The 556-nt window shown below is 47.3% G+C and carries 1 protein-coding gene; it reads right to left on the bottom strand.

Annotated elements, in window-relative coordinates:
• Nucleotides 1-556 (bottom strand): hemagglutinin repeat-containing protein (locus ACFIMU_RS08765; protein ID WP_375697041.1); only part of this gene is annotated, 556 nt, incomplete at both ends.

Genomic DNA, 556 nt, shown 5'->3' with positions numbered 1-556 from the left:
CCATCACCCGCTTTGATGCCTGATTGTTCCACAACACTATGATAATCACTAGAGGATTTATCCTTGTTCAAGGAAATATTGGTTGTGGCTGTACCATCCTTTTCTCGGCTATTATAACCAATGGAAACAGAGTTTTGCTTGCTGGAGCTTTGTCCCTTATCACTGCGGCTGACAACGGTAAAATCACCCCCTACTTCCATTTCTACACGCTCTCCAGAAACCACGGCGCCTGCCAATGTGGTGTTTGCCCCACTCGTTGTGTGAACTGTGCCGGTGCCAATAATATGGCTGTTCTTCTGGTGAACCTCCTCACTGGAACCCTTGCCTTTACCAAAAGAAGCATTCCCCATCCACCCTGTACCACCGGTACCATAACTATACCCAACATTCATTGAAGCGCTTTGCGTGTGGTTTTCTGTGCTCTGCGTGTTTTGCGCACTTTCAAAGGTGATATCTTTACCTGCTCCCATGGTGATATTCCCGCTCTGTTCATCATTGCTTTGCATCGGGTTTGTACCGGCAATAATATCGGCTCCAACACCATGAATGCTGCCTT

The sequence above is a fragment of the Bartonella sp. AC70YNML genome (assembly GCF_042196545.1).
GTDB lineage: Bacteria > Pseudomonadota > Alphaproteobacteria > Rhizobiales > Rhizobiaceae > Bartonella.
The sequence above is the reverse complement of the archived record's forward strand: the minus strand, read 5'-3'. Positions and strand labels throughout refer to the sequence as shown.